A 19,785-nucleotide genomic window follows, 5' to 3' on the forward strand; every position below is an offset into this window, starting at 1 on the left:
GGGGTCTTTTTTCATCCGCGCTGCCCGCATATTCGCTCCGGCTTAACCGCTTGTTGGGGCTTGCGCTCTAAGGTCTTCCCTGACGTCAAGCGGGGAAGTCACCGTCCTTTGGACACCGGTCTGTTCATTGCGCTGCTCAATCCGACGATCGCGCTGGCGCTTGGCGCGGCGTTCCTCGTGCTGTGGTTCTATCAGCGCCACCGGCCTTATCTGGCGGTGCTCGGCATAAGCTATTGCCTGTCCGCGCCCGGCTTCCTGCTGCAGTATTTTACCTTGCCTGTCGGCATGGTGCTGACCAAGCTCGCCTCCAACCTCTGCTTCACCTTCGCCGCCTGCTGCCTCGTCGGCGCGATCATCGCGCGCTACGGCAGGCGTGTGCCCTATATCGCGATCGGTATCCTGGCGGGTGGCGGGCTGGCTGCGTTCTGCTGGTTTCTGTTCGTGGAGCCGGACCTCACCTGGCGCATCCTGTCCATCAATTTCGGTTTTGGCGGGCTCAGCCTGCTGGTTGCCGCCGAGTTGCGTGCCGTGCGCAACAATGGCCCGACCGAAAAGATCCTGTTCGTGCTGTCGTTGCTGTCGGGGCTGAATTTCATCGGAAGGACGCTGCTCGTCGTCATCTCGCACGGGCCTTTCACCAGCTATGACGGCTTCTACGGCTCGTCCTACTGGACGACGGCGCTTTTGACGCACGCGCTGCTGTCGCTGCTGATCGCGCTCAGTCTGTTCTCGGCCGCCGCACTCGACGTGATGAAGGCGCTGAAGACCGAGACGCATACCGACCCGCTGTCCGGCCTGTTCAACCGCAGGGGATTTGAGGAGCGCGCCTTGCTGGTGCTGCAGCACTGCGCCGCCGCCAAGGTGCCGGTCGCACTGGTGCTGGCCGATCTCGATCACTTCAAGGCGCTCAACGACCGCTATGGACACGCCGCGGGCGACCAGGTGATCGCCGACTTCGCCGCCAAACTGCGCGCCGCCGCCGGCGCGCGCGCCGTTGCCGGGCGCATTGGCGGCGAGGAGTTCGCCGTGCTCTTGTCGCTGAGCGACCTTGCCACCGCGCGGCTGTTTGCCGAGGCCGTGCGCACGCACTATTCTGCCGGCAGCGTCGACGGGTTGCCGCCGGGCACCAAGGTGACCGCAAGCTTCGGCGTCGCCGCGCGCACCGGCGAAGAAGGGCTGGAGCCGCTGATGCGACGGGCCGACGAGGCGCTCTACAAGGCCAAGAAAAACGGCCGCGACAGCGTGCGATTGTCCTATGAGCGGGCCGAAACGGTGTTCATTCCGGATTCCGGCAGCGCCAGCTAGAGCAATTCCAGGAAAAGTGTGAGCGGTTTTCCGTCCGGAATTGCGTCAAAGCAAGGGGATAGAGCAGTTCACCGTTTCCGTGAAAAGGTGAACTGCTCTAAATGGCTGTGTTAACGTCTTTTTCGCGCGTCGATGATTTGCTGTTGGCCAGAGCGCGAAAGAGGTCATGAGCAGCGCAGACGTCATTCTTGTCATCAACATGTGCGTCGCCGGCCTGCTGGCGGCGGCCTTCATGACCATCGCTGTTCATGGCGTGGGGCGTGCGGCGGCGCGCTGGCTGGCGTTCGGCTATGTCCTGGGCATAGTCTATTGTGTCATCGAGTTCAGCATCCCAGCCTTCGCCAATGCGCGCCCCCCTGTCGTCGCCGCCTTTGCGGTTTTCCTCGGCGCCACCATTGCCTTCAATGGCGGGCTCGCCCGCAAATACGAGGTGACGTCGCCCTGGGCGCCGATGCTGTTCTTCCTGGTCCTCGCCACCGTCGCCGTCTATTTCGTGCAGGACCTGCCACGGCAATCGCTCGTCCGCATGATGGCTTACCAGCTTCCCTATGCCGCCATGCAATTCGTCGGGCTGGCCATCGTCTGGTTGTCCAGGCAAAGACGCGGGTGGCTCGACACGGCTCTGATGGTCGTGCTGGCGGCCAGTGCGGTGCAGTTCGCCTCAAAGCCATTCATCGCCGGGGCTCTGGGCGGCTGGGGCGCCAACCCGCAGTCTTATCTGCAAAGCAGCTACGCCTTGGTGTCGCAGTCGCTGGGCACCGTGTTCGCGCTGGCGCTGGCGCTTTTGATATTGGCCGTGCTGGTTCGCGACGTCCTGGCCGAGGCGACGTCAAGGTCGGAAACGGACATGCTCTCACAGCTGCTCAACCGCGGCGGCTTCGAGCGCCATGCCAAGCTGGCGCTGCGCGACGCCATGCGCCAGGGTGTTCCGGTGGCGCTGGTCATTGCCGATCTCGACCATTTCAAGGGAATCAACGACAGTTTTGGCCACGCTTCCGGCGACCGCGTCATCGAGACCTTTGCCGGCTTCCTGCGCGATGCGGCGGCTGACCATCATGTCGCCGGCCGCATCGGCGGCGAGGAATTCGCCATCATCCTGCCGGGCACCAACCTTGCCGCTGCAAGGCTGTTTGCCGAAGGCGCGCGCAGCGCCTTCGGTGCTTTGCAGATCGAGGGCCTGCCGGCCGACCACCGCTGCAGCGCCAGCTTCGGCGTCGCCGAACTTCATGCGGGAGAATACTTTTCCGACCTTTTGCGGCGCGCCGACGACGCGCTCTATCAGGCCAAGGGCTCAGGCCGCAACTGCGTGCGCGTCTCGACCGGGCTAGCCGTCGTGCGGCAGCCGGGCACCAAGGCGGGCCAAACCGATTGGTCTAAATCAGTATGACGTTTCGTTGAAACGCCATCCTGATTTAGCTCTTTGTTGGAGCATGATCTTTTCCGAAAACCGGTTCCCACTTTTCGGGATCATGCTCTAACGGCAAGGGCTGAGGTTGGGCATCTCACCGTCGGAGAGGCCGTACATATAGGAGCGGCCCTTCACGAACACCGGCGGTTGATAGCAGCCACGTCTGGAAACGTGGTCCGCCTCATCTTCATAAAGGACTTCGGGTTCTGCTTCCGGCTGGCCGGCGCTGGTGTAGTCGGACAATTTCTTGGCCAGCTTGCCTTCGCCGACGATGATGCGCTTGTAGCCGGCGGCGCTGTCGATGACGAGATTGCCGAAGGAATCGGCATAGACGCGGTCATGATGACGCGACCAGGCCATTGCCGGGGCAGCGAAGCCGAGACTGGCTGCGGCCAGCACGAGCGCTGCAAGGCGCGTTCTTCCTGAATTCGAAAGCATGGTGTCCTCTCTGCTCTGGACCCGTTCGAATCGGAAATTAACCTTTTATTAACCTTTGTTAAGAGGGCAGGGGCATCCAGCGACGATCTCTTGATAAACATGGTTAATATCCGACCGGATGGAAAACCCGTCGGCCATCTTTCGGCCATGCTTGACCGCACCATCGAGCCCTGGGGCACAGCAATTGAAATGACGCCAGGTGAGCTTGATCCCGGCGCAGCATCGCGGCCAGTTTGCCGCGCGGAGGACAACCATATGGCGTTACGCCGGGCCTATCGGATAACGCTTGCGCTTGTTGCCATGCTGAGCACAGCTGCCTGTGTACCGCAAAACAACGCACCGAAGGCCGCAAGCGCTGGAGCTCCTGCCGTCTTGATGGCGCCCGGCGCGCCTGTGACCGCTGCCCCCATCACCGTCGAAACGGCCGCGCCGCAACCGCGCACCGCGACCTACAATTGCGCCGGCGGCGACAGGATCACCATCGAGAATCTCGGCACATCGCTGCACGTGCTCAGCGCCGACGGCACAGCGGAGGATCTGCCCGCCTCGCCTGCCAACCAGAACAGTCGATATGGCGTGGCCCATGACGCAATCGTGATCGATGGACGCGAGGCGCTGGTGATGAAGGGTGGGAAGACGCCGGTGACCTGCAAGCGCTGACGGATGCGTTGATATTCAGGTGAGGCCGGCCTGCAAATGGCCCATACCTGCGCTTCCGGTGCTCACGTACTCGAGTACGCTCCGCTCCGGTTCTCGGTATGAGCCATTTTCGACTCGGCCTGACCTGAATCTCAACACATCCGGGCGCTTGTGCGAGACGATTTTTTCGCACTGCAGCGAACCGTGCGCCGGCTTCGGGCCGATCCCTAATCGATTGAAGCGGAAAGCCGGGCTTTTGTCAGACTAAATGACGTTTTCAAAACGATTTTCTGGCTTTGACGCGGTGCAAAAAGAGCATTAGAAACCGGCTGTCTGAAGTCATATATCGAGGCGGTAAATGCCGCTTTCCACCGCGGCTCCGGACATCGAACTGGGGCAGCCATGAGCAAATCACCAGCCACCCGAACCGCCAGACGTGAACGGCCGCTCTCGCCGCATCTGACGATCTACCGGCCGCCAATCACCATGACGATGTCGATCATTCATCGCATCACCGGCGGTGCACTGTATTTCGGCACGCTCCTGGTCGCGGCTTGGCTGATGGCGGCGGCGAGTTCGCAAGGCGCCTTCGACTGGGTCAACTGGGCCTTCGGCACCTGGCTCGGCCGCCTCATTCTGTTCGGCTACACTTGGGCGCTGATGCACCACATGCTGGGCGGCATTCGTCACTTCATCTGGGATACCGGCGCAGGGCTGGAGAAACACACGGCATCGAAGATCGCCTGGGCGACGCTCGCCGGCTCGGTTGTGCTCACGCTGCTGATCTGGGTCGCCGGCTATATGGCGCGGGGAGCCCTGTGATGAGCGGCAACAACAGCAACGATATGCGCACGCCGCTGGCCAAGGTGCGCGGCCTCGGCTCTTCCCACGAGGGCACACAGCATTTCTGGCGCCAGCGGCTGACGGCGCTCGCCAACATTCCGCTGACGCTGTTCTTCGTCGGCTTCCTCATTGCGCTCAACGGCGCCGGCTATGCAGAGGTGCGGTCAGCGCTTGCCAATCCGTTCGTGGCGCTGGTGATGATCCTTTTCCTGATCTCCGGGCTCTACCACATGCGGCTCGGCATGCAGGTCATCATCGAGGACTATGTGATCAACGAGGGCCTGAAGCTGCTGACGATCGCGCTCAGCACATTTTTCACCATAGCGGTCGGCGTCGCCTCGATCTTCGCCCTGCTCAAGCTGGCATTTGGAGGCTGATTTTGGCCAAGGACGCGAAATCAGCCGACCAGGCTTACACCTACGTCGACCACAAATTCGATGTTGTGGTCGTCGGTGCCGGCGGTGCCGGGCTGCGCGCCACGCTCGGCATGGCCGAGCAGGGCCTGCGCACCGCTTGCATCACCAAAGTGTTCCCGACCCGCTCGCACACGGTGGCGGCCCAGGGCGGAATTGCCGCGTCGCTGTCCAATATGGGTCCGGATTCCTGGCAGTGGCACATGTATGACACCGTCAAGGGTTCGGACTGGCTGGGCGATGTCGACGCCATGGAATATCTGGTGCGCGAAGCGCCGGCCGCGGTCTACGAACTCGAACACTACGGCGTGCCGTTCTCGCGCACCGAAGAGGGCAAGATTTATCAGCGGCCGTTCGGCGGCCACATGATGAACTATGGCGACGGCCCGCCGGTGCAGCGCACCTGTGCGGCCGCCGACCGCACCGGCCACGCCATCCTGCACACGCTCTACGGCCAGTCGCTGAAGAACAACGCGCAGTTCTTCATCGAGTATTTCGCGCTCGACCTGATCATGGAGCCGGATGGCACCTGCACCGGCATCGTCGCCTGGAACCTCGACGACGGCACCATCCACCGCTTCTCGGCCAAGATGGTGGTGCTGGCGACGGGTGGCTATGGCCGCGCCTATTTCTCGGCCACGTCGGCGCACACCTGCACCGGCGACGGCGGCGGCATGGCCGCACGCGCCGGCTTCCCGCTGCAGGACATGGAGTTCGTGCAGTTCCATCCGACCGGCATCTACGGCGCCGGTTGCCTGATCACCGAAGGTGCGCGCGGCGAGGGCGGCTATCTCGTCAACTCCGAAGGCGAGCGCTTCATGGAACGCTACGCGCCGTCGGCCAAGGACCTGGCCTCGCGCGACGTCGTCTCGCGCTGCATGACGCTGGAAATCCGCGAGGGCCGCGGCGTCGGCAAGAAGAAGGATCACATCTTCCTGCATCTCGACCATCTCGATCCCGCCGTGCTGCATGAGCGGCTGCCGGGCATTTCGGAATCGGCCAAGATCTTTGCCGGCGTCGACCTGACCAAGGAGCCGATCCCGGTGCTGCCGACGGTGCACTACAATATGGGCGGCGTGCCGACCAATTACTGGGGCGAGGTGCTGAACCCGACCGCAAAGAGCCCCGACCGGGTGTCGCCCGGACTGATGGCGGTGGGCGAAGCCGGCTGCGCCTCGGTGCACGGCGCCAACCGGCTGGGCTCGAACTCGCTGATCGATCTTGTCGTGTTCGGCCGCGCCGCGGCAATCCGCGCGGGCCAGGTCATAGATCGCAATTCGGCGATCCCTTCGCCCAACGAAGCCTCGGTCGAAAAGATCATGGACCGCTTCGACCGGCTGCGCCACGCCAACGGTTCGACGCCGACGGCGGTGCTGCGCGAGAAGATGCAGAAGGCGATGCAGGAAGACGCCGCTGTGTTCCGCACGCAGGAATCGCTGGAGAATGGCTGCAAGCGCATTTCGGAGATATGGACCGAGCTCAAGGACATCAAGGTCTACGACCGTTCGATGATCTGGAATTCCGACCTGGTCGAGACGCTGGAGCTGGAAAATCTGATGGCCAACGCCATCACCACCGTCTATGGCGCCGAAGCGCGCAAGGAGAGCCGCGGCGCGCATGCGCGGGAAGATTTTGCCTCGCGCGACGACAAGGTCTGGCGCAAGCACACGCTGGCCAGGCTTAGCGAAGACGGCAAGGTGATGCTCAGCTATCGTCCCGTGCACACCGAACCGCTGCTGGCCGAAAAGGACGGCGGCATCAGCCTCGCCAAGATCGCGCCCAAAGCCAGGGTGTATTGAGATGACGCTGGCGGCCTCGGGATATTCGGGCACGCCGCTTTCGGCCAAGCTTGGCCTGAAGGACGGGATGGTCGCCGCGTTCATCGCGCTGCCCGACGATCTCGGGGATCTCGTGGAAGCCGTCGACTTCGCTCAGGTCGACCGGCTCGGCGACTGGTCGGCGATTTCGGGAACGGCTTTGAAATACGACGCCGTGCACGCCTTCACCCGGCAGCGCGCCGAGATCGAGGATCGCCTTGGCGATATCGAAACGGCGATCAAGCGCAACGGCATGATCTGGGTGTCCTGGCCCAAGAAGGCATCGAAAGTGCCGACCGATGTCACCGAGGGCGTCGTTCGCGCTGAAGCGCTGAAGCGCGACCTGGTCGACATCAAGGTCGCTGCCGTCAACGAAATCTGGTCCGGGCTGAAGCTCGTCATCCGAAAGGACCTGAGGTAATGGTCGAACTCACGCTTCCCAAGAACTCGAAGGTGCAGCCGGGCAAGACCTGGCCGAAGCCGGAGGGCGCCACGAATCTGCGCGAATATCGCATCTATCGCTGGTCGCCGGACGATGATGAGAACCCGCGCATCGATACCTATTTCGTCGACATGGACGATTGCGGGCCGATGGTGCTCGACGCGCTGCTCTACATCAAGAACAAGATCGACCCGACGCTGGCCTTGCGCCGCTCCTGCCGCGAGGGCATCTGCGGCTCCTGTGCCATGAACATCGACGGTTCCAACACACTGGCCTGCACCAAGGGCTGCGACGACATTTCCGGCGCCGTCAAAGTCTACCCTCTGCCGCATATGCAGGTGGTCAAGGATCTGGTGCCCGACCTCACCAATTTCTACGCTCAGCATGCTTCTATCCAGCCTTGGCTGCAGACGGTTTCGCCGACGCCGGCCAAGGAATGGCTGCAGAGCCATGAGGACCGCGAGAAGCTCGACGGGCTCTACGAGTGCATATTGTGCGCCTGCTGCTCGACCTCGTGCCCGAGCTATTGGTGGAACGGCGACCGCTATCTCGGCCCGGCCACGCTGCTGCAAGCCTATCGCTGGCTGATCGACAGCCGCGACGAGGCCAAGGGCGAGCGGCTCGACAATCTCGAAGACCCGTTCCGGCTCTACCGCTGCCATACCATCATGAACTGCGCCCAGACCTGCCCGAAGGGATTGAACCCGGCCAAGGCGATTGCCGAGATCAAGAAGATGATGGTGGAGCGGCGAGTATGACCGCGATCGTTTTTCCTTTTTGCGCGCCTTCGGCGACGCGGCTGCCGAAATCAAGAAGATGATGGTGGAGCGCCGAGTCTGACGCCGAAACTACCCGCGGACTTTTCGCCGGACGCCGTCGCGGCACTCAGGGCTCGCCTCGATCTGGTGCGAAGCCAGGGCGTAAAAATCCTGTTCGCCATCGAAAGCGGCAGCCGCGCCTGGGGCTTTCCGTCGCCCGACAGCGATTATGACTGCCGCCTTGTCTATGTCAGGCCGGTGAGCGATCACCTCGTGCTGCAACAGGCGCGCGACGTGATCGAATTTCCGATCGAAGGCGAGATCGATGCCGGCGGCTGGGATTTGCGGAAGGCCCTGCTTCTGGCGCTTGGCGGCAATGCCGTCATCGTCGAATGGGCGAAATCGCCGATCGTCTACGAAGAGCTTTCCGGCTTTCGCCGGCGTCTTCTCGACCTGCTGGCCGAGATCGTCGATCCGGCGAAGGTATCGCACCACTATCTCGGCCTTGCTCGCTCGCATGTCGCCAAGATCGGCAGCTTTGCCGATGAGGTGAAGCTGAAAAAGCTGTTCTATCTGATCCGCCCGCTGGTGGCGCTCGACTGGATGGAGCAGCGCGGCTTTGCCAGCCTGCCGCCGATGAACCTTGGCGAATGCCTTGACCGGACCGAGATACCGGCCGACGCCAGCGCCGAAATCCGCCGCCTGATCGAGCGCAAAAGCCGCACGCGCGAAATGGGCTCGGGTCTCATCCCGACCCCAATCGCGCGCTATCTCGAAGCGCGCTATGGTCACCACGAAATGAACCTTGCCGGCGCGGTCAGGGACGAAGCCGGCCAGGCGCGCAAACATGCCCTTGCAACCGAGTTTTACCGCCGGGAGGCTGAACTGCCATGAGCGAAGACCTTCCCATCCTTAATCCCGTCGAAGCCCGCGTGCTCGGCTGCCTGATCGAGAAGAAGGAGCTGACGCCGGATGTCTATCCGCTGACGTTGAATGCGGCTCTTGCCGCCGCCAACCAGAAGACGGCGCGCGAGCCTGTCATGGCGCTGGAGCAGACCGAGGTGCATCGGACGTTGAAGTTGCTCGAGCAGAAGGGGCTGGTGCGGCAGATGTTCGGCTCGCGCGTCGAGCGCTATGAGCATCAGATGGCGCAGCGCTTCTCGCTGACCACGCCGCAGACCGCGGTGGTCGGCCTGCTCCTGTTGCGCGGACCGCAGACAGCGCATGAGCTCCTGGCGCGGGCTGAGCGCATGGCGCGGTTTTCCTCGATCGAGGATCTGCGCGCCGAACTCGACATGCTGATCGGCCGTAGGCCGCCACTGATCCAGGAGATACCGCGCGGGCCAGGCCAGCGCGAGGACCGTTACGTGCATCTGCTTGCGGGTCCGGTGGATGTCGCGGCGTTGTCGGCGCAGCGGAGTACGCATGTCATGCCTGCATCCGATCTGGAAGCGAGGGTGGAATCGCTGGAGCAGGAAGTCGCAGCCCTGCGCGCCCGGCTCGATGCGCTGGGAGTTTAGCGGTCATCGGAGACGTAGGCGCGAGGCACCCCCCTCTGGCCTGCCGGCCATCTCCCCTCAAGGGGGGAGATCAGATTTCGCGTTGGCTTTCGCCAATCACGAACGTTGAAGGAAGAGTGCCTGCGGCCGAACTGCCAATCTCCCCCCTTGTGGGGGAGATGCCCGGCAGGGCAGAGGGGGGCGCGAAGGATCGCTACCCCCGGCAAAATCGGCTGATCAGCCGAGCTTCGCGTCGAGCGACACCTTGATTGCGCCGAGCGCCTTGGACACCGGGCACTCCGCCTTGGCCTTCTCGGCCAATTCCTTGAATTTCGCCGCATCGATGCCCGGCACCTTGCCGACCAGGGTGATGGCGCTGCCGGTGATGCCGGTGCCGGGCACCAGCGTCACCACTGCCTTGGCGTCGAGCTCGGTGGCGGGCGTGCCGTTCTCGGCCAGGAAATGCGACAGCTGCATGGCGTAGCAGCCGGCATGTGCGGCAGCGATCAACTCTTCGGGATTGGTGCCGGATTTGCCGCTCTCGTCCTCGAAACGCGCCTTGAACGAATAGGGCGTGCCTTTCAAGGTACCACTCTGGGTGTCGAGCGTGCCCTTGCCTTCCTTCAGATTGCCTTTCCAGACGGCGTTTGCGGTGCGGTCCATGAAGTCCTCCTTGGTTGCAGCGATAGCGCCGGCCAGGCGGCGTCCCCTTCAACTATAGCGCGGGCGCGGGCGAAGACCACCGCGCTGTTTCGCCACTGACGCGATGCCGACGGAGTCCGCCGATTCTTTTTTGAAAAAAATCTGCGTGCAAAAATGTCGACTTGCATCGGCGCCGACCGTCCTGCGGGCGGCCACGGATTCTCGTGGCGGATGGAGGTACCCATGAACAATCTGTTTTCTGCCCATTGGAATGGCACCGGCACTGGGGTGAGGCCGCAAGAGATCGACTGCTCGCGACCTTCCGGCTTCGGCCGGCTGCTCGCGGCAATTGCCGTCATCGGCCTTGCGGTCATCCTTCTCGACCATGCGGCTGCCGGGATGAGCGCAAATGATACCGTGATCGCCTATGGTTCATCCGAGCAAGGGAGCTGGAAATGAAATATGTCTGTCTGGTCTATGGCGAGGAAAAAGATCTCCACGCCATGACGCCGCAACGTCTGGCCAAGCTCGACGCCGATTCGATGGCCTATGACCGGTCATTGGACCAGCAAGGCAAGCTGATCATCGCGCAGGCGCTGCAATCGGTGAAGACGTCGAAGACGGTGCGGCGACGCCAAGGCAAGCGGCTGATCACCGACGGCCCCTTCGCCGAAACCAAGGAGCAGTTGCTTGGGTTCGTTATGATCGAGGCCGATACTCTCGACGCGGCGCTGGAGATCGCCGGCGAGATTCCGCTGGCCGAAATCGGCACCATCGAGGTCCGGGCGATCTACGACGTGCCGGGGTCATAAGAAGGACGGAACGCTTCGTCGGCCGTGTGGCAGGCTCACGCGCGGCGGATCATGTCCGCCGCCTTCTCGGCGATCATCACCACCGGCGAAGCAGTGTTGCCGGAGACGATGCGCGGCATGATCGAGGCGTCGATGACGCGCAGGCCCTCGACACCGGTCACGCGCAGGTCCGGGCCGACGACGGCGCGGTCGTCGACGCCCATGCGGCAGGTGCCGACCGGGTGGAAGATCGTCGTTGCGATCGAGCCGATCTGGTGCAGCAAATCATCGTCGGACTGGTGGCCGAGACCGGGCAGGATTTCCTGGGGATGGAAGGCTTCAAGCGCCTTGGCGGTCATGATGCTGCGCGCCTGGCGCACCGAGCGCAGCGCAATCTCGCGGTCGCGGACGGTGGACAGGTAGTTCAACCGGATCTCCGGTTGCTCAGCCAGTTCGCGCGTCGTGGCATGCACCGAGCCGACGCTGTCGGGCCGCAGATTGCAGACCGACATGGTGATCGCCGGGAACGGATGCAGCGGGTCGCCAAGCCGGTCCGTCGACAGCGGCTGGACGTGATATTCAAGGTCCGGCGTCGCCATCGACGGATCGGATTTGCTGAACATGCCGAACTGGCTCGGCGCCATCGACATCGGTCCCGACCGGGCAAAGGCATATTGCAGCGCGATCCGCGCCTTGCCGGTCAAGCTGTTGGCAAGGGTGTTGAGCGTCAGTGCCGATGACACTTTGTAGACGGTGCGGATCTGCAGATGGTCCTGCAGGTTCTCGCCGACATCGGGACTGGCGTGCACCACGTCGATGCCAAGCTCGGCGAGGCGATCCGGCTGGCCGACACCGGAAAGCTCGAGCAGTTTTGGAGTGTTGATCGAGCCGGCGGTCAGCAGCACCTCGCTTCCGGCCTTTGCCTCGACGGTTTCGCCGCCTAGGAGGTAGCGGACGCCGGTCGCGCGCTTGCCCGCGAACAGCACCTTCTCGACATGGGCGTTGATGACCAGCCGAAGGTTGGGCCGCCGCAACGCCGGGCGCAGGAAGGCCTTGGCGGTGTTCCAGCGCACGCCCCTGCTCTGGTTCACCTCGAAGAAGCCTGAGCCCTCGTTGTCGCCGTCATTAAAGTCCTCGCGCGGCATGATGCCGAATTCCTTGGCCGCCTCCTGCACCGTGTTGAGGATCGGCCAGGACAGGCGCTGGCGCGCCACTTTCCATTCGCCGCCGGAACCATGCAGCCTGGTCTTGCCGCCATGATGGTCTTCGGATTTGAGGAAATAGGGCAACACGTCGTCCCAGCCCCAGCCGACATTGCCCATCTGCCGCCAGCCATCATAGTCGGCCGCCTGGCCGCGCATATAGATCATGCCGTTGACCGAGGTGCAGCCGCCCAGCACCTTGCCGCGGGGATAGACCAGCGAGCGGCCGTTCAGGCCGGCTTCGGGTGCTGTCTTCATCATCCAGTCGGTGCGCGGATTGCCGATGCAATAGAGATAGCCGACGGGGATATGCACCCAGTGGTAATTGTCGCTGCCGCCGGCCTCGAGCAAAAGCACGCGCGTTGCCGGGTTTTCGCTCAGGCGGTTGGCCAGCACGCAGCCGGCGGTGCCTGCGCCGACGATGATGTAGTCGTAGTGGCCATCGAGCCGTTGGGTCATTGCGGTGTTCTACTCGGCGGTGTTGTACTCGGTTGGGCGGCCTGTTCGGCCCAGAACGATCGCAGCGTATCGGCGAGGCCGCAATAGGCGCGATAACGCCTGTTGTAATGATCCTGCATGGTTGGGTTCGGATGGAAGGCGGCGCTTGACCGGGTCATGGCGTCGACGCCGGCCTCATAGTTGGCGAACAGACCGACTGCCACACCGGCGCCGATCGCCGCGCCAAGCGCGCCGGTCTCGCGCGCCTCGGGCACGGTGATCGGCACGCCAAGCCCGTCGGCGAAGATCTGCGGCCAGTGTTCGCTGCGCGATCCGCCGCCCGACAGCACCGCTTTGTCGAAGCCGACGCCGGCGTTTTTCAGCACGTCGATGTGGCGCCTGTGCTCGAACATCACGCCCTCGAACAGCGCGCGTAGCAGATGGCCTTCCTTGTGCCAGCCGGCGAGGCCGTAGAAGCCGGCGCGGAATTCCGCGCCTTGTCCTGAGCCGTAGAGAAACGGGTGGAAAATCGGATCGTCCCAGGCCGGCGTCACCGCACCGACCGCTGCGTTGCAGTGGCCGAACGGGTCGTCATGATGGGCGCCCCGCTCGACGAATTCGCGCACATACCATTCGAGATTGGCGGCCGATGTCGCGCTGGATTCGATGTTGACGAAGCGGCCTGGTCCGAAACGCGCCACCATGAAAACGCTGGGGTCGACAACCGGCGTGGTGGAGAACACCTGATTGACCGACCAGGTGCCGGCAATGATCGAGGCTTTGCCAGGGCGAACGACGCCGGCGCCCATGGCGCTGGCGACGACGTCGAAATAGCCAGCGATGACCGGCGTGCCTTGCGCCAGTCCGGTCTCGGCAGCCGCCTGCGCGGTGACCGCACCGGCGATGTCGGCGCTGTCCAACAATCGCGGCAGTTTTGCCTGCGCATCCGCTATGCCGTAGAGCGCGAGAAGTTCGGGATCGTAGATGCCTTCGGGCATGCGGACCAGGCCGCAGCCCGACATGTCGGAGACATCGCTCACCCGCTCGCCGGTCAGGCGGTAGGTGATGAAATCCTTGCACAGCATCGCTGTACCGGTTGCGGCGTAGAGGTCGGGGGCATGCTGCTTGACCCAGGCCAGCAAGGTCGGCGTCTGTGCCGGCCATGGCTTTTGCAGGCAAATGGCGTGCAGTGCTTCGGCGTTGCGCGACGCCAGCGTCGCCGCCATACCGGCGGCGCGGGTATCGAGCGACTGGATGCCGATCAGCGGCGTGCCGGCGCGGTCGACCAGATAGAGGCCGTTGCCGTGGCCGGCGCAGCCGATGGCGGCGATTTCGCGCGCATCGATGCCGGCCTGCGCAATGCAGGCGCTGATGGCGTCTCGCGCATCGGCCCACATATCGCCGAGGTCGCGCTCGACATAGCCGGGCTGCGGTGTGTGCGAGCGGCCGGCGACGGCATGCATGGCGAGCTGCCGCCCGGCACGATCGAACAGTACCGCCTTGATGATGGTGTTGCCGGCGTCGAGACCGAGCAGATAGACGGCTTGATCAGCCATTGTTGTAGATGTCCCAGGCCTCTTCGCCGCCGGCGTCGTTGTGGATCATCGCCATCAGCGCGTTGACCACCGCCTTCGGGTTGGCATGCTGATAGATGTTGCGGCCATAGACCAGCCCTTTGGCGCCTTGTCTGAGCAGAGCCGACGATTTTGCCAGCACCGTCTTCAGGTCGTCCTTGCCGCCGCCACGAACCAGGACCGGCACGCGCGCTGCCTCGACGACGCGGTGGAAATCCTCCGGCCGGTCAGTCGGGTCGGCCTTGATGATGTCGGCGCCCATTTCGGCGGCGAGCCGCACCAGGGTCACGATCTTCTCGGCGTCGCCATCGACCTGGTAGCCACCGCGCACGTCGTTGGGCAGCATGACCAGCGGCTCGATCATCAAGGGCATGCCGTAGCGGTGGCAGGCAGCGCGGACCTTGCTGATGTTTTCGACGCATTGGCGAAACAGCTCCGGCTCGTCGGGCAGCATGAACAGGTTCACGACGACGCAGGCGGCATCCATTTCCAGCGCGCCGATGATCGGCTCGTCATGGTTCTGCAACATCGACCACATCACGCGGTGGCGCTCAGCATTGTAGGGATTGCCCATGTCGATGCGCATGACCAGCGCCGGCTTGTCCTTGTCGGGCCGCGATTGCAGCAGGTCGGCCTGGCCATAGGCGAGCTGCAGCGCGTCGGGGCCGGCCGCGATCAGCGTGTCGATGACCCTGGGCATGTCCTCCAGCCCGACGAGGAAACCCGGCTCATTGCACACGCCGTGATCGAGCGCCACGTCGAGGCAATTGCCGTTGGTGAACATCCGGTTCATCCGGGCTTTGGCGCTGACTTTCATCTTCTGCTCCTGAGATCGTGCGTTGGTCGAGCATCTCTGGCGAGACGCCGTGATAGGTGTCGAGTTCGGCAATGAGATTTTTTACCTCGTCGTCGCGGTAGCTGCGACTCCAGCCGCGTTCGCTGGCTAGTGCATCGGCAATGCGTTCGATTGAACCCATCGAGATGTCGCCGGCAATGGCGAGCGATGTCCGGCGCAGCACAAGGTCCGACAGGCTGGTCACGAACTCATGCCTGATGAGGTAGACGATCTCGGCCGCCGTGGTTTCGGTCCTGCCGTCGAGCCTGGTATCGTCGGGACGCCCGAGACAGAACAGGATGATGTCGCGCGCGCCGCTGCCGTAGCGATCGACGAGATAGGTGGCGCGCTCGCTGCTGATAGCAAACTCCCCCGCCAGCTCGGCCGCCAGCGACGCCGGGTCTGCGGGAAAGCCGAGGCCACCGCCGATGGGCAGGGTGAGTGTGCCACTAAGGCGTTCGCGGCCAAGCTCGGCCAGCACTTCATCGGCGGCCTGTTCGGCGAAGGCGCGGAAGGTCGTCCACTTGCCGCCGATCATGCAGAATTGCGGGATGTCGCCGCCAATGCGATGCACGGAATGGCCGCGCGAGATCCGGCCTGTGAAGGCATGGTCGCTCTTCGGCAATGGCCGGATGCCGCTATAGGTGAAGACGACATCGGCGGCCCGGACCGGAATGGAGGGAAAAACCAGGCGCGCCGCCGCCAATATGTAGTCGGTCTCCTCGGGCTCGCAGCGCACACGCCCGGCCTCGCTGACGCGGATATCCGTGGAGCCGACCAGCGCCTTGCCGAGATAGGGGAACATGATGCAGACGCGGCCGTCGGCATTCTCGAAGAAGATCATGTGACCGCCGAGCGCCCGGTAGAGCGGCTCATTGTCGAGGATGAGATGCGAGCCCTTGGTGCCCTCGACCAGCGGCGCCGCCGGCTTTTCCGATGCGTCGAGCCGGGCGATCGCCGAATCCAGCCATGCGCCCGTCGCGTTGACGATTGCCTTGGTAGTCACGGTGAAGCGTTCCCCACCCGCCGTATCGGTGAGCTCGAAGGCCGACCCGACGCGCGCGATCTCGGCGCGGTTGAGCGCCAGGCAGTCGGACGCCAGGCGTGCGGTGTCGCGCAGCAGTTCGATGCCGAGCCGTTCGGGGTAGCTGATCCAGGCGTCGTAATAGGTGGCGGAAAAGCGCAGTTTCGGGTCGAGCGCCGGCCATTGCGCGAGTGTCGCTTTGGCGCCGCGGAAATTGTGGCGCGGCAGCACCCGGCGCTTGCGCGTCGTCCAGTCGTAGAGCGCGAGCCCCGCCTTGATCGCCAGCGCACCACGGCTGGAAGGGGTTTCCGAAAGCCCGAGAAAACCGGCCGCGCCATTCATCAGCCCGGAAAAGACGGAGCGGATCGGAATTGTCGTCGGCAGCGGCCGCACCATATGCGGCGCATTGGCCAGCAGCGCGTCGCGCTCGCGCAGCGATTCCTGCACTAGGCCGAACTCGCCATTTTCGAGATAGCGCAGGCCGCCATGGATCATGCGCGAGGGGGCGGCGCTGCAGCCCGAGCAGAAATCATTGCGCTCGACCAGCAGTACCCTGAGGCCCTGCAGCGCCAGTTCGCGGAACACGCCGATGCCGTTGATGCCGCCGCCCACGACGACGACGTCGAACGCGCCGTTGCGGCGGATCGTGTCGAGAATGACGGTTCTCTGGTCAGGCATGGTTTTGCCGGGGCAAGGTTGGGCCGTTCTGCCGTCCGGTGGACGGCAGCTCAACTTGGTTTCGGGTATGGATGGCGTCAGGCGGCGAGATCGGTCAGATGACGGCTGGCGGCCTCGCTGATCTGGTTCACCTCTTCGCCGGACAATCTGATGCGGCCGGCTTGCGCATTTTCCCGGGCTTGTTGCGGGCTGCGGGCGCCGCAGAGCGAAAAGGTGATGCCCGGCTGCTGCAGCGTCCAGGCGATGACCACCTGCGCCTCGCTGGCGCCGTGCGCCTCGGCGATCGGCCGGATCGCTTCCATCAACGCCGCCACCTTGCGGCGGTTAGCCAGCGAGAAGCGCGGATTGTCCTTGCGCTGGTCGTCGCCGGTAAAGACGCGGTCCGGACCGATCTTGCCGGAGAGAAGACCGAGCGCCAGCGAGGAATAGCTGAGCACGGAGACATTGTTGGCCGCGCAGAACGGCAAGAGGTCTTGTTCTATCTCACGCGCAACCATGCTGTATTCCTGCTGGACGGCGTCGAGCTGGCCGGCAGCGAGATAGGCCTCCACATCACTGATGCTGACATTGCTGGCGCCGATGGAGCGGATCTTGCCCTGGGTTTTCAGGCGGTCGAGCGCTTCCATGGTCTCGGCAACCGGCGTCGTCGGATCCTGCCAGTGGGTGATGTAAAGGTCGATATGGTCGGTGCCGAGACGGCGCAGGCTCTGCTCGACTTCATAGACCACCGAATCGGCGCCGAGATAGCGATGCACGGGCGCGCCATCATAGTCGAAGAAGTGGTTGCCCTTTTTCGTGTGCCAGACCAGGCCAAGCTTGGTGGCGAGCACGACCTTGTCGCGACGGCCCTTGAGCGCCTTGCCGACGATCTCCTCCGACAGCCCCTGGCCATAGGCCGGTGCGGTGTCGATCAGCGAAACGCCTTCGTCGATCGAGGCGCGGATGGTGTCGATGGACTGCGCCTCGTCGGTGCCGCCCCACATCCAGCCGCCTATGGCCCAGGTGCCGAGGCCAATCGCGGAGGCGGAGATTCCCGACGCGCCAATGGTGCGCGTCAACATTTCAGGCGACATTGCGTATGCTCTCCGCGTTGTTCAGGACTGCGTTGGCCGTCTCTTCGTCGACGACCAGTGATTTGAGATAGTTTCCGCGCAGCGCGGCGCGGATCGGCCAGACTTTTTCGGCGCCACTGGCCACGCCCATCACCGACCGGCAGCGGCCGAGTTCCGAAGGCGCCAGCGCCACCAGGCGGTCGTTGGGCGGGTAGTCGGCAAGCGTGCCGTCGTCGCGGATCAGATGCGCAAGGAATTCGCCGACCGCACCGCTGGCGGCGAGTTTTTCGCGGTCGGGATCGAGGCCCGGGTGGAGGTCGTAGTAGCTCGAGCCCGGCGCCTGGATCGACCCGACGCCGACGAGTGCGATCGCCGCCTTGCGGGCCAGGTCGAAGATCTCGCGCACCGAAGCCATGTCCAGCAGCAGATCGCGCTGCTCGCGGCTTTCGGCGAACAGCGGTGCATGCAAGAGCATGCTGGAGCCGCCGAGCCGTTCGGCGAGCCGCGTCGCCAGATGGTTGACGTCGGTATAGTGCTTGCCCTGGACGCCGCCGGTCAGCGGCACGACGGTGACGTCGAACGCGCGCTCCGGCTGCAGGTTTTCGACCAGGGCGCTGATCGCTTTGCCGCCGGTGATGGCAATGACGTCGCCGTCGCGCAAGGTTTCGAGCAGCTGGTTGGCCGCCGCGCGCCCCACCTGCTGCAGCGTGCTGTCGGGACTGCCGGCCACGGTCGGCGTCACGATCGCGCCGGCCAGTTGGGCGACCTCAATCAGTTGCTTTTCGATGTCGACCAGGCGCTGGAACGGGCTCTCGACCGCGATCCTCAGCATGCCGAGCTTGCGGCCCTGGGCGATCAGGCGATTGACCTTGGACGCCGACAGGTTGAGCGCCGAGGCAATGTCGTTCTGCTTCATGCCGTCGACGAAGTGCAGCACCAGCACGGTGTGGATCTGCCGGATCGCCTCGAAATCTTCCCTGCCGTCGGCCATCTCAACCCCGCCGCTTGTTGAAGTAGTAATCGGCGGTGACCGCCGTCAGCAGAATGGACCCGCGGATGATGTCCTGCCAATAGACGGACACGTCGAGCAAAGCGAGCGAGCTTGAAACGACCGAGAGCAGGATGGTGCCGAGAATGGCGCCGAGAATGGTGCCGGAGCCGCCGGTCAGGCTGGCACCGCCGATGACGGCTGCGGCGATGACGTTGAGCTCCATGCCGGCGCCGAAGGTCGGCTGGGCGGAGCCGAAGCGGGCCATGTAGATGATGCCGGCAAAGCCGCAGAGGGTCGAGCAGAGCGTCGTCGTCAGGAACACGACCTTCTTGGTGCGGATGCCGGAATAGGCGGCCGCCTTCTCATTGCTGCCGGTGTAGAAGACTTTGCGGAACATCGTCGTGCGGCGCAGCAAGAAGTCGGACAGGACGGTGAAGACGATGAAGATGATGATGACGACGGGAATGCCGCCAATGGCGCCCTGACCGATGAATTTGAATTCGGGCGGCAGGGTATAGAGCCCGAGCGGGCGGCCGCCTGTGCCGAGCAGGCAGAGGCCGCGTGCAATCACCATCACCGCCAGCGAGACGATGAAGTGGTGCAGGCCCACCTTGGTGACGAAGAAACCCATGAAGGCGCCGATGCCGGCGCAGGCTGCGATCGCAACCAGCGATGCCAGCCACGGGTCGACACCGCCGAGGAAGAGCAGACCGGCGATCACCATGGCGAGTGCGGTGACCGAACCGACAGAAAGGTCGATGCCGCCGGAGATCAGCAGGATCGTCATGCCGACGACGACGATGCCTTCGACCGCGAAGGCCATCGCCATCGCCCGCATATTGTCCCAGGTCAGGAAATAAGGCGAAGCGAACGACATAACGACGAACAGCACGGCGATGATGAGGATCAGGCCGGTCTCGCGCATCCTGATCAGGCCGCCAAGCCTTTCGCCGACGCTGATCCGGGCCGGCTGCGTCGCGCTGTCCATGCTTTCCC

Annotated in this window: 21 protein-coding genes; 12 read left to right on the forward strand and 9 right to left on the reverse strand. The window is 63.9% G+C overall.

Annotation, left to right across the window (positions count from 1 at the left end; genetic code table 11):
- The first annotated feature begins 108 nt into the window (after positions 1-108).
- Positions 109-1,305 carry a GGDEF domain-containing protein gene (locus tag AC1DZ8_RS05720; protein WP_477307884.1) on the forward strand — a complete coding sequence of 399 codons (1,197 nt, stop codon included), beginning with the start codon at positions 109-111 and terminating at the stop codon, positions 1,303-1,305.
- Between the two features lie 166 nt (positions 1,306-1,471).
- On the forward strand, positions 1,472-2,692 hold the full coding sequence (locus tag AC1DZ8_RS05725) for a GGDEF domain-containing protein (protein WP_477307886.1): 1,221 nt from the start codon (positions 1,472-1,474) through the stop codon (positions 2,690-2,692).
- 87 nt (positions 2,693-2,779) lie between these two features.
- Here the strand turns inward: AC1DZ8_RS05725 and AC1DZ8_RS05730 are convergent, their stop codons facing one another.
- A complete protein-coding gene (locus AC1DZ8_RS05730; protein WP_181060639.1) occupies positions 2,780-3,151 on the reverse strand; it encodes a hypothetical protein in 372 nt (123 codons plus the stop codon).
- Positions 3,152-3,406: 255 nt separating this feature from the next.
- On the opposite strand from AC1DZ8_RS05730, the gene AC1DZ8_RS05735 reads away from it, so the two are divergent.
- From AC1DZ8_RS05735 to AC1DZ8_RS05770, 8 genes are all read left to right on the forward strand, one after another.
- On the forward strand, positions 3,407-3,811 hold the full coding sequence (locus AC1DZ8_RS05735; RefSeq protein ID WP_477307888.1) for a hypothetical protein: 405 nt from the start codon (positions 3,407-3,409) through the stop codon (positions 3,809-3,811).
- A 381-nt stretch (positions 3,812-4,192) separates the two neighbouring features.
- The gene (gene sdhC, locus AC1DZ8_RS05740; protein WP_477307890.1) at positions 4,193-4,612 is read left to right on the forward strand and encodes a succinate dehydrogenase, cytochrome b556 subunit; all 420 of its coding nucleotides are present in this window, start codon (positions 4,193-4,195) and stop codon (positions 4,610-4,612) included.
- Positions 4,612-5,010 (forward strand): succinate dehydrogenase, hydrophobic membrane anchor protein, encoded by a 399-nt coding sequence (gene sdhD / locus AC1DZ8_RS05745; RefSeq protein ID WP_477307892.1) that lies wholly within the window; start codon positions 4,612-4,614, stop codon positions 5,008-5,010. Before sdhC ends, sdhD begins: the two co-directional genes overlap by 1 nt.
- A gap of 2 nt (positions 5,011-5,012) precedes the next feature.
- Entirely contained in the window at positions 5,013-6,845 is a 1,833-nt protein-coding gene (gene sdhA, locus AC1DZ8_RS05750; RefSeq protein WP_477307894.1) for a succinate dehydrogenase flavoprotein subunit, read from the forward strand.
- 1 nt (position 6,846) lies between these two features.
- Complete coding sequence (locus AC1DZ8_RS05755) at positions 6,847-7,284, forward strand: DUF3052 family protein (RefSeq protein WP_477307896.1); 438 nt, start codon at positions 6,847-6,849, stop codon at positions 7,282-7,284.
- Positions 7,284-8,063: a succinate dehydrogenase iron-sulfur subunit gene (locus AC1DZ8_RS05760; protein WP_142867244.1), complete on the forward strand. Its 780-nt coding sequence runs from the start codon at positions 7,284-7,286 to the stop codon at positions 8,061-8,063. Before AC1DZ8_RS05755 ends, AC1DZ8_RS05760 begins: the two co-directional genes overlap by 1 nt.
- A 147-nt stretch (positions 8,064-8,210) precedes the next feature.
- On the forward strand, positions 8,211-8,957 hold the full coding sequence (locus AC1DZ8_RS05765) for a nucleotidyltransferase domain-containing protein (protein ID WP_477307898.1): 747 nt from the start codon (positions 8,211-8,213) through the stop codon (positions 8,955-8,957).
- Positions 8,954-9,583 carry a YceH family protein gene (locus AC1DZ8_RS05770; RefSeq protein ID WP_477400464.1) on the forward strand — a complete coding sequence of 210 codons (630 nt, stop codon included), beginning with the start codon at positions 8,954-8,956 and terminating at the stop codon, positions 9,581-9,583. Before AC1DZ8_RS05765 ends, AC1DZ8_RS05770 begins: the two co-directional genes overlap by 4 nt.
- Before the next feature lie 216 nt (positions 9,584-9,799).
- Here AC1DZ8_RS05770 and AC1DZ8_RS05775 read toward each other — a convergent pair whose 3' ends face one another.
- Positions 9,800-10,225: an OsmC family protein gene (locus tag AC1DZ8_RS05775; RefSeq protein ID WP_140646052.1), complete on the reverse strand. Its 426-nt coding sequence runs from the start codon at positions 10,223-10,225 to the stop codon at positions 9,800-9,802.
- Between the two features lie 222 nt (positions 10,226-10,447).
- Between AC1DZ8_RS05775 and AC1DZ8_RS05780 the strand changes: the two genes are divergently transcribed.
- Both AC1DZ8_RS05780 and AC1DZ8_RS05785 read left to right on the forward strand, forming a co-directional pair.
- Entirely contained in the window at positions 10,448-10,663 is a 216-nt protein-coding gene (locus AC1DZ8_RS05780) for a hypothetical protein (protein ID WP_477307901.1), read from the forward strand.
- A complete protein-coding gene (locus tag AC1DZ8_RS05785) occupies positions 10,660-11,016 on the forward strand; it encodes a YciI family protein (RefSeq protein WP_112560051.1) in 357 nt (118 codons plus the stop codon). Before AC1DZ8_RS05780 ends, AC1DZ8_RS05785 begins: the two co-directional genes overlap by 4 nt.
- 35 nt (positions 11,017-11,051) lie before the next feature.
- On the opposite strand, the gene AC1DZ8_RS05790 is transcribed toward AC1DZ8_RS05785, so the two are convergent.
- The 7 genes from AC1DZ8_RS05790 to AC1DZ8_RS05820 form a co-directional block, all read right to left on the reverse strand.
- Complete coding sequence (locus AC1DZ8_RS05790; RefSeq protein ID WP_477307904.1) at positions 11,052-12,656, reverse strand: GMC family oxidoreductase; 1,605 nt, start codon at positions 12,654-12,656, stop codon at positions 11,052-11,054.
- Positions 12,653-14,191, reverse strand: coding sequence for an FGGY-family carbohydrate kinase (locus AC1DZ8_RS05795; RefSeq protein ID WP_477400467.1), 1,539 nt, complete (start codon positions 14,189-14,191; stop codon positions 12,653-12,655). The genes AC1DZ8_RS05790 and AC1DZ8_RS05795 overlap by 4 nt, the downstream gene beginning before the upstream one ends.
- Positions 14,184-15,026, reverse strand: a complete 843-nt coding sequence (locus tag AC1DZ8_RS05800; protein ID WP_477307908.1) for a class I fructose-bisphosphate aldolase — start codon at positions 15,024-15,026, stop codon at positions 14,184-14,186. Before AC1DZ8_RS05800 ends, AC1DZ8_RS05795 begins: the two co-directional genes overlap by 8 nt.
- Positions 14,938-16,746 carry a glycerol-3-phosphate dehydrogenase/oxidase gene (locus tag AC1DZ8_RS05805; protein WP_477400469.1) on the reverse strand — a complete coding sequence of 603 codons (1,809 nt, stop codon included), beginning with the start codon at positions 16,744-16,746 and terminating at the stop codon, positions 14,938-14,940. Before AC1DZ8_RS05805 ends, AC1DZ8_RS05800 begins: the two co-directional genes overlap by 89 nt.
- A gap of 77 nt (positions 16,747-16,823) precedes the next feature.
- Positions 16,824-17,819, reverse strand: coding sequence for an aldo/keto reductase (locus AC1DZ8_RS05810; protein ID WP_477307912.1), 996 nt, complete (start codon positions 17,817-17,819; stop codon positions 16,824-16,826).
- Positions 17,809-18,789, reverse strand: a complete 981-nt coding sequence (locus tag AC1DZ8_RS05815) for a sugar-binding transcriptional regulator (protein WP_477400471.1) — start codon at positions 18,787-18,789, stop codon at positions 17,809-17,811. Before AC1DZ8_RS05815 ends, AC1DZ8_RS05810 begins: the two co-directional genes overlap by 11 nt.
- A 1-nt stretch (position 18,790) precedes the next feature.
- Complete coding sequence (locus AC1DZ8_RS05820; protein ID WP_477308043.1) at positions 18,791-19,777, reverse strand: ABC transporter permease; 987 nt, start codon at positions 19,775-19,777, stop codon at positions 18,791-18,793.
- Positions 19,778-19,785 lie beyond the last annotated feature (8 nt).

This window comes from Mesorhizobium sp. P2_F7 (assembly GCF_056403695.1).